Source organism: Pseudomonas sp. SDO55104_S430 (assembly GCF_054070595.1).
In genome coordinates, this window is the sequence record NZ_JBSVXG010000026.1 from 36,405 (window position 1) to 45,435 (window position 9,031).

General features: G+C 61.7%; 6 protein-coding genes. 3 read left to right on the forward strand and 3 right to left on the reverse strand.

The window, feature by feature from the left end; genetic code table 11:
* Window positions 1-18 precede the first annotated feature (18 nt).
* The 3 genes from ACW9JE_RS07730 to ACW9JE_RS07740 all read left to right on the forward strand — a co-directional run bounded on the left by ACW9JE_RS07730 (window position 19) and on the right by ACW9JE_RS07740 (window position 5,947).
* A complete protein-coding gene (locus tag ACW9JE_RS07730; RefSeq protein ID WP_224535539.1) occupies window positions 19-1,686 on the forward strand; it encodes a VRR-NUC domain-containing protein in 1,668 nt (555 codons plus the stop codon).
* Window positions 1,683-3,959 carry an ATP-dependent DNA helicase gene (locus ACW9JE_RS07735; RefSeq protein ID WP_457432405.1) on the forward strand — a complete coding sequence of 759 codons (2,277 nt, stop codon included), beginning with the start codon at window positions 1,683-1,685 and terminating at the stop codon, window positions 3,957-3,959. Before ACW9JE_RS07730 ends, ACW9JE_RS07735 begins: the two co-directional genes overlap by 4 nt.
* A 65-nt stretch (window positions 3,960-4,024) precedes the next feature.
* The gene (locus tag ACW9JE_RS07740; RefSeq protein WP_457432406.1) at window positions 4,025-5,947 is read left to right on the forward strand and encodes a PAS domain S-box protein; all 1,923 of its coding nucleotides are present in this window, start codon (window positions 4,025-4,027) and stop codon (window positions 5,945-5,947) included.
* Here ACW9JE_RS07740 and ACW9JE_RS07745 read toward each other — a convergent pair.
* The 3 genes from ACW9JE_RS07745 to ACW9JE_RS07755 form a co-directional block, all read right to left on the reverse strand.
* A complete protein-coding gene (locus ACW9JE_RS07745) occupies window positions 5,925-7,289 on the reverse strand; it encodes a cation:proton antiporter (protein WP_457432407.1) in 1,365 nt (454 codons plus the stop codon). The two genes, ACW9JE_RS07740 and ACW9JE_RS07745, sit on opposite strands and share 23 nt — an antisense overlap.
* Before the next feature lie 12 nt (window positions 7,290-7,301).
* Window positions 7,302-7,913, reverse strand: a complete 612-nt coding sequence (locus ACW9JE_RS07750) for a Yip1 family protein (protein WP_457432408.1) — start codon at window positions 7,911-7,913, stop codon at window positions 7,302-7,304.
* 109 nt (window positions 7,914-8,022) lie between these two features.
* Complete coding sequence (locus ACW9JE_RS07755; RefSeq protein WP_457432409.1) at window positions 8,023-8,880, reverse strand: SDR family oxidoreductase; 858 nt, start codon at window positions 8,878-8,880, stop codon at window positions 8,023-8,025.
* Between the last annotated feature and the right edge of the window lie 151 nt (window positions 8,881-9,031).

The following is a 9,031-nucleotide window of genomic DNA, read 5'->3' on the forward strand; positions in this document are numbered from 1 at the left end:
AACCAGTATTCGCTCGCCATGGCTCCCTTTCCCGTGACCGCAAATCCCCTCGAAGACCCGTTCTATTACTTGAACAACTTCATGCAAGTGCTTGATTGGCTTGAACAACGCTACGGCGATGTGCTGGCCGAAGAAGAGCAGCGCTTCATCTCTGACTTCAATCAACTAAATCGCGAATCCCGAGCGCTGTTGGTCAGGATGGTCATGCGCAAGGGCATTCATTTCAGGGCGAGCAAGCTGCAATACGTCGAAATCGGCGACACCCTCGAAGCGGTGGAACCATTGGTGGCGCTGGGATGGATCGACGAACAACGGCCACTGCCCATCGAGGCGCTGTGCGAGCTGTTGCTCAAGGCCGAAATCCTGCAATGTCTGGGCCACGCCATTGACCAGCCGAAGGCCAAGAAAACCGACTGGCTTCCCGTCCTGAGCGAGCGCTTTCCCGAGGCGCTGAGCTTTCAGGCGTGGTGTCCAGCCCTGAACGAGCGTCTGTTCAGCGTGACCATCATGGATCTGTGCGACCGGCTGCGTTTCATGTTCTTCGGCAATCTGTACCAGGACTGGTCCGAATTCGTTCTGGCGGACCTCGGCATCTTCACCTACGAAAAAGTCGAGTTCTGCGTCGACTCCCGAGGTTTCCGCAACCGCGAAGACGTGGATGCCGGTATGTTCCTGCACTTGTGCCAGCAAGCATTCATAGACGGCGAGGAAATCGAAGACATCGTCGAGCGTATCGGCGGCCTGCCCCTCGGCAACCCCTGGCTGCAAAGACGCCGGGACAAACTGCTGTTCCAGATGGCCCAACACTGCGAACGCATCGCCGATTTCGCAACGGCCCTGACACTCTATCGCCAATCTGCCTACCCCGGCGCCCGGGTGCGCCTGATCCGCGTGCTGGAGCGATGCGCCGAATACGAACTGGCCCTGGAATTGGCCACCCAAGTCCAGCAATCCACCCCAAGCGCCGCCGAGCAGCAACAACTGCTGCGTATGCTGCCCAGGTTGCGTCGCAAACTCGGTGGACCCGCGGTCAAACGCGCAGCACAACGGCAGATGGAGCGTCTGGACCTGCTGTTGCCCAGAATCGATCCCGACCTGTCCGTGGAGTACTACGTCCAGGCACACCTGGCAGAAGATTCGGCGCCGGTGCACTACGTCGAGAACAGTCTGATTAATTCGCTGTTCGGCCTGCTGTGCTGGCCGGCGATTTTCGCGCCGCTGCCCGGGGCGTTTTTCCACCCGTTCCAACGCGGCCCGGTGGACCTGCTCAACGAAGACTTCCAGGAAAGGCGAGCGCAGCTGTTCCAGGCTTGCCTTGAGCAACTGGACGACGGTCGATACCTGCACACCATTCGCCAGTGCTACACGGAAAAATGGGGCGTGCAGTCGCCTTTCGTGTTCTGGGGCGCGCTGGACGAGGCCTTGCTGGAGCAGGCCCTGGACTGCCTGCCACCCGAACACCTCAAACACTGGTTCAACCGCCTGTTGCTGGACATCAAGGCCAATCGCGCCGGAATGCCGGACCTGATCCAGTTCTGGCCGCAGCAGAAAACCTACCGCATGATCGAAGTCAAAGGCCCGGGCGATCGCCTGCAGGACAACCAGTTGCGCTGGCTGGAGTTTTGTCATGAACACGGCATGCCGATCGCCGTGTGTTACGTGCAGTGGGCGGAGCAGGGCGCTTGAGCTACAGCATCGCGGTACGTGCGCTGTGTGAGTTCACCGCCAAGGTGGGCGATCTCGACCTGCGTTTCACCCCGTCACCCACAGCGCTGGAAGGCATCGTCGGGCATCGTACGGTGGCCTCCCGGCGCAGCGAGGACTATCAAAGCGAGGTCGCCCTTGAAGGTCGGTTTCAAAGCCTGACCGTCAAAGGCCGGGCCGATGGCTACGACCCGGCGCGAAACTGCCTGGAAGAAGTCAAAACCTACCGTGGCGACCTGAGCAAGCAACCGGCCAATCACCGGCAACTGCACTGGGCCCAGGCGAAGATCTACGGCTGGTTGATGTGCCGCAAGTTGCAGTTGGAGCAGATCAACCTGGCGCTGGTGTACTTCGACATCGTCAGCGAAAAGGAAACCTGCCTGGTCGAAAGCTTCAGCGCCACACAGTTGCAGGAGTTCTTCGAAAAGCATTGCACCCGTTTCCTGCACTGGGCCGAGCAGGAAATGGCCCATCGCCAGGCGCGCAACTTCGGGGCGCAACAGCTTGCATTTCCCCACAGCGGATTTCGGCCGGGGCAACGACATCTGGCCGAGTCGGTGTTCAAGGCCGTCAGCACCGGCCGCTGCCTGATGGCCCAGGCGCCGACGGGGATCGGCAAGACCCTGGGCACGTTGTTCCCGATGCTCAAGGCGCTCGCGCCGCAGCAACTGGACAAGGTGTTCTTCCTCACGGCGAAAACCCCCGGACGCAAACTGGCGCTGGATGCGGCGCAGGTCATTCTCGACAGTGCCAACGCTCCGCCCCTGCGGGTACTGGAGATGATTGCCCGGGACAAGGCCTGCGAACACCCGGACAAAGCCTGCCACGGCGAGTCCTGCCCCCTGGCCCAGGCCTTTTACGACCGTTTGCCGGCCGCACGACAGGCCGCCAGCGAACTGAAGCTGCTGGACCAGGGCGCTTTGCGCCAGGTCGCCCTGGAGCACGCTGTATGCCCGTACTACCTGAGCCAGGAAATGGCCCGCTGGGCCGACGTGGTGGTTGCCGATTACAACTACTACTTCGACTTCAGCGCCTTGCTGTTCGGACTGGCCCAGGCCAATCAATGGAAGGTCGCGGTACTGGCAGACGAGGCCCACAACCTGGTGGAGCGCGGCCGGCAGATGTACAGCGCCAGTCTCGACCAGTTCACTCTCAACACCGTACGCAAAACCGCGCCCGAACCTCTGAAAAAGTCCTTCCAGCGGGTCAATCGCGAATGGAACGCCTTGCATGACCCGCAGCCGATTGCCTATCAGGCCTACGACAAGGCGCCGGAGAAACTGCTGCAGGCGTTGTCTTCCTGTACGGGCAGCATCGGCGAATACCTGAACGACCACCCGCAAGGCCTGGACAGCGCACTGCAGAGCTTCTACTTCGACATGCTGCAGTTCTGCCGGGTGGCCGAGCTGTTCGATGAGCAGTTCCTGTTCGACATCACCAAGCGCGACCTCGACCGCAAGAAACCGCTGTCGAATCTGTGCCTGCGCAACGTGGTGCCCGCCGGCTTCATCGGGCCACGCTTGACTGCGGCGCGCAGCACCGTGCTGTTCTCCGCGACCCTGAGCCCGCGCCGCTATTACGCCGATCTGCTGGGTACACCCGGCAACACGGTGTGCATCGACGTCGAATCGCCGTTTCATGCCGACCAACTTCAGGTGCACATCGCCAGCCAGATCTCGACCCGGTTCACCCATCGACAGGCGTCCCTTGCGCCTATTGTCGAGCTGATGGCCCAGCAGTACCAAACCCGCCCCGGCAACTACCTGGCGTTCTTCAGCAGCTTCGATTACTTGCAGCAGGTCTCGCAGTTACTGGCCGAACGGCACCCGCAGATCAAAACCTGGTCACAATCGCGAGGCATGGCTGAAGCGCAGCGCCAGCAGTTCCTCGATCAGTTCACCGAGGGCGGCGAGGGCATCGGTTTTGCGGTGCTGGGCGGGGCGTTCGGCGAGGGCATCGACTTGCCCGGTGCGCGGCTGATCGGCGCGTTCATCGCGACCCTGGGGCTGGCGCAGTTGAACCCGGTCAACGAGCAGATCAAACAGCGCATGGCGGCGATCTTCGGCGCCGGCTACGACTACACCTACCTGTACCCCGGCCTGCAAAAAGTCGTGCAGGCGGCCGGCCGGGTGATCCGCACTCAGCAGGACAAAGGCGTGGTGATGCTGATCGATGACCGATTTGCCGAGTCACGGATTCGGCAGTTGCTGCCCAGCTGGTGGTCCATCGGCGATACCGCGGTGCAGGGCGCCTAAATTCAGGCTGTCCAAATCGGAGGATTGCCGCATACTTCCAAGAAATATTCTGACGCGAGTACTCAATGAGCGAGGATCGGAGCAAAGGAATCGCAAGCGAGGACATGCGCTTTCGGCTGCTGGTCGATGCGGTCGTCGATTATGCGATCTACATGATCGATCCCGACGGCATCATCATCAGCTGGAACGCCGGCGCCAGGCGCTTCAAGGGGTATGAAGAAGCCGAGATCCTCGGCCAGCATTTCTCGCGTTTCTACACCGACGCCGACCGGCGTGCCGGCTTGCCGCAACGGGCGCTGGACACGGCGCTGCGCGAAGGACGGTTCGAAGGCGAAGGCTGGCGGGTGCGCAAGGACGGTACGCATTTCTGGTCCAGCGTGGTCATCGATCCGATTCGCGATCCGTCGGGCACGTTGCTGGGCTACGCCAAGATCACCCGCGACCTCACCGACCGCAAGATGGCCGAGGAAACCCTCAAGCAAAGCGAGCAGCAGTTCCGCCTGCTGGTGCAGAGCGTCACCGACTACGCCATCTACATGCTGACCCCGGACGGCTACGTGTCCAACTGGAATCCGGGGGCTCAGCGCATCAAGGGCTACCGACCTGAAGAAGTCATCGGCCAGCACTTTTCCATGTTCTATACCGCTGAGGACCGTGAGGCCAACGAGCCGTGTCGGACCCTGGACATCGCCCGGCGCGAAGGGCGCTTCGAAAATCGCGGTTGGCGCCAACGCAAGGATGGCACGCGGTTTCTGGCCCATGTGGTGGTAGACCCGATCTGGGGCGACACCGGCACCTTGCTGGGTTTCGCCAAGATCACCCGTGATGTCACCGAGGCGGCCCAGGCCCAGCAAACCCTTGAGAAAACCCGGGAAGCGCTGTTCCAGGCGCAGAAGATGCAGGCCATCGGTCAGCTCAGCGGCGGCATTGCCCACGACTTCAACAATTTGCTGACGGTGATCCTCGGTAATCTGGAAATCGTCCGCAAGCGCGTGGGCGACGATCCGCGCCTGACCCGCTTGATCGATAACGCCACCCAGGGCGCCCAGCGTGGCGTGTCTCTGACCCAGCGCATGCTGGCCTTCGCCCGCCGTCAGGAGCTCAAGGCAGAACCTGTCGATATCCCCGCACTGGTGCAGGGCATCACGGGTCTGCTGCGCAGTTCGCTCGGGCCTTCGGTCAGAATCGAAACCAATTTCTCTCCTGAACCTGAGCCGGTACTGGCCGACCTCAACCAGCTGGAGCTGGCGGTGCTCAATCTCGCGACCAACGCCCGGGACGCCATGCCCAATGGCGGCAAGATCGTAATGGGCACCAGCACCGAGGTCATTCTCGATCAACCCCACTCGACCCTGGCACCCGGGCGATACGTGTGCCTGTCCATCAGCGACACCGGCGAAGGCATGGACGAGGTGACGCTCGCCTCGGCGATGGACCCATTCTTCACCACCAAAGGTGTCGGCAAAGGCACGGGCCTGGGACTGTCGATGGTCCACGGTTTCATCGAGCAGATGGGTGGACGTTTCCTGCTCAAAAGCGAAAAAGGCATCGGTACCACCGCAGAACTCTGGTTGCCGGTCGCTCAGGCGGGATCGTTGGCCGAGGCCGCGAATACCGTGCCTGCCGCCCCCGAGGTGCCACGTTTGAATGTGCTGGTGGTCGATGACGACAGTCTGGTGCTGACCAGTACCTGTCTGCTGCTTGAGGACTTGGGGCATCGGGTCAGCTTTGCCGATTCCGGTGCACAGGCGCTGCGCTTGCTGGAGAGTGAGCAGCATTTCGATCTGGTCATCACCGACATGGCCATGCCGCAGATGAATGGCGCACAACTGGCCCAGGCGATCCGCATTCTGATGCCCGACTTGCCGATCATCCTCGCCACCGGCTTTGCCGAGAGCATTGATGGCTTCGCCGCCGGCCTGCCACGCTTGTCCAAACCCTTCACCCAAAACAGTCTGGTGGAAATCATCGCCGCGGCGCTGAAGTGAGCCGGCGTTCGCGCTGCTCGTAGCGTGCAAGCATCGGTTGGGTGCTGATGCCGTGCAGCAGAATGCTCAGCGCCACCACCGACAGGGTCAGGTCGGTGCACAGGCTGGCGACCGTTGCCGGCAGGTCGTGATTCAGGGCGTAGAACAGGTAGTAGAAGCTGCCGATCCCGCGAATCCCGAACCAGCCGATCAGCAGTCGTTGCCGGGTGTTGAGCAGGCTGCCCCAAGGCACCAGCCCGACGCTCAAGGGGCGAATCACGCAGAACAGCACCAGGGCAATCGCCAGCGCGCGCCAGTCCCAGTGGCCGACCAGCACCACGCCGAGCAGGGTCACCAGAAATACCTCCATGGCCCGTTCCACCAGCCCGCCGAACGCCAACATGTCGCCGATCATGATGCCGGCGGCCACCTGCGTGTCGTCCAGATGCTCCACGTCGCCGTGCAGCGCCTCGTGGGGTTCGACGTCCTGGTGGCCGACCACGGCTTTGACCAGATGCTCCGCCGGCGGCTGCAAATGCCCGGCGGAGTTGACCTCTGCAGCCCGCAACCCCAAGCCGGCGGCGAACACCGAGAGAAAGCCGTAACCGTGTACCGCTTCGGCGGCGACATAGGCCAGGGCAATCAGAGCGAAGGTCAGGTAATCGTTGGGCGACAGAGTGCTGTCGGCATTGCGGATACGCATCGACAGAGTCAGGCGACCAATCCCGCGCCCCATGCAGTAGCCGATCAGCAGGCCGGCCGGCACTGCCCACAGCAGCCTCTTCAAGGCCCAATCATCGAGCCAGGCGCTGGAAGCACCTTCAGGTTGTTGCAGGAACAACAAACCAAGAATGACGAAGGGAAAGGCAATGCCATCGTTCAGGCCGGCTTCGCCCGAAAGGCCGAAACGCACCGGGTCGTCATCCTGGGCATCGTTGACCTGCACCAGCGATGCAAGCACCGGGTCAGTGGGCGCCAGAATCGCGCCTATGAGCAAGGACGATCCCCACGCCAGATCGAAGGCGAAGTGCAGCAACAGGCAGACACCCGCAATGGTCAGCACCATCACCGGCCCGGCAAGGCCGTAGGCTACGCGCCATTTGCGCTTGTTGAGTGGCAGGCGCAGCTTCAGCCCGCAGACGAACAACGAAAACAGCACCGCGACTTCCGTCAGGTGCTCCATCCAGAACGACGCATCCTTGATGTCCAGCCTGAGCCAGCCCATGCCTGCAGGCCCAATGGCCATGCCGAGCAACAGGCACACGGCCGAGGTGGTCACCGGCATCCAGCGCAAATACGAAGACGTCAGCGCCAGCGCCAGCAACACGGCGCCCAACACCGACACCCAGGCAACGAAGCTCATGGCCTCGGGTCGTCAGCCAACGGTGGCACGCAGGTATTCAGGACTCAGCACGTTGAACCAGATCAGGATCATCTCCACCAGAACGGTGACCAGCACCAGCAGCGCGACACCCCAGACGCAGGCCGCATTGAGCAGGCCTTGCTCCTTGCGCTCGTGCATGAAGGTCGGCAACCCGACAAACAGCAGGAACGTCGAATAGACCGAGGCAGCGCCCAGCACCAGAATCGCCAGCCAGCGGCTCGGGTACAGACCGGCCAGGCCTGCGACGAAGAACGGCGTGACGGTGTAGGCGGCAAAGCCGATGCACTGGTTGAGGGTCGGTCTGGCGTCAAAGGTGCGGGACATCCAACGGATGAAACCGCCGATGACGGCAACGCCGACCATGATGCTGACGTACAGCAGCACACTGAGTTGCAGGGCGCTGGCGGCACTGAGCTTGACGGTTTCGTTTTCCGCCAGGCTCCAGCCCACATAGGTGGTGCCGATGAACAGGCATACCGGTGGAATCAAGGCCAACAGCAGCAGATGCGCCAGGTAGTGGCGCGGATGGGCTTCCTCTTCCTTGCGAATATCCGTCCAGGCGAAGTTGGGTTGGGTGAACAGCTTGACGATAGGTGCGGACATGGCGACCTCCATTGATCGACAGGCCCGCCATGGGAGGGCCCTTATCGTGTTGAGCGACGCGGCAATACCGGGGTTCCATCTTTTGGCCCAAGTGTCTAGGCCCAAGTGTCTAAAAAATGGGTTTGCCGCCTGTCACACCAAAGCGCTGGCCGGTGATGTAACTGCCTTCGTCCGAGGCCAGCAGCACATAGATCGGCGCCACTTCTACCGGCTGGCCCGGACGGCCGAGCGGGGTGTTGCCGCCGAAGTTCTGAATCGTTTCTTCCTTCATGGTCGATACGATCAGCGGCGTCCAGATCGGCCCCGGTGCCACGCTGTTCACCCTGATGTTCTTCGGCCCCAGCATCTGCGCCAGGCCTGCGGTGAAGTTGGCGATTGCGCCCTTGGTGGTGGCGTAGGCGAGCAGGGTGGGGTTGGGCATGTCCGAGTTGACGGAACTGGTGTTGATGATCGAACTGCCGGGTTTCATGTGCTTCAGCGCGGCTTGGCATATTCGGAAAATCGCGGTGATGTTGACGTCGAAGGTCATCACCCACTCTTCGTCGGAGATGTCTTCGAGGGTTTCGTGAGTCATCTGGAACGCGGCGTTGTTGACCAGCACATCGATGCGGCCGAAACGTTCGACGGTTTTCTCAACCAAACCCCGGCAATGAACCTTTTGCGCCAGATCACCGGGCAGCAGCAGGCACTGGCGGCCGGCCTGTTCGACCCAGCGCGCGGTTTCCTCGGCGTCCTGCTGTTCATCGAGATAGGCGATGGCGACATCGGCGCCTTCCCGGGCGAAGGCAATCGCCACGGCACGACCAATGCCGCTGTCACCGCCGGTGATCAGGGCGATCTTGCCCTCAAGGCGTCCCGAGCCCTTGTAACTCTGCTCGCCACAATCGGGATAGGGATCCATCTTGCGCTGCGAACCGGGGACAGGCTGGTGTTGTTTGGGGAAGGGTGGTTTGGGGTAGTGGGTCATCATCAATCTCCGAACGTTAGTGGTGCTTGTTCGGGGTTGACTGTGAGGGTTTGGCGGGAGTTCGGTTGGATTTAAAGACCTCACCACAACCCTAATGTAGGAGCAGAGCTTGCTCGCGAATGCGGTGTGTCAGCCACCATTCATACCGGCT

Bases quoted from the DNA above. Each gene is read 5' to 3' on its own strand.
- ACW9JE_RS07750 (WP_457432408.1), bottom strand. From the start codon at position 7,913: ATGTCCGCACCTATCGTCAAGCTGTTCACCCAACCCAACTTCGCCTGG.
- ACW9JE_RS07730 (WP_224535539.1), top strand. From the start codon at position 19: ATGGCTCCCTTTCCCGTGACCGCAAATCCCCTCGAAGACCCGTTCTAT.
- ACW9JE_RS07745 (WP_457432407.1), bottom strand. From the start codon at position 7,289: ATGAGCTTCGTTGCCTGGGTGTCGGTGTTGGGCGCCGTGTTGCTGGCG.
- ACW9JE_RS07755 (WP_457432409.1), bottom strand. From the start codon at position 8,880: ATGACCCACTACCCCAAACCACCCTTCCCCAAACAACACCAGCCTGTC.
- ACW9JE_RS07740 (WP_457432406.1), top strand. From the start codon at position 4,025: ATGAGCGAGGATCGGAGCAAAGGAATCGCAAGCGAGGACATGCGCTTT.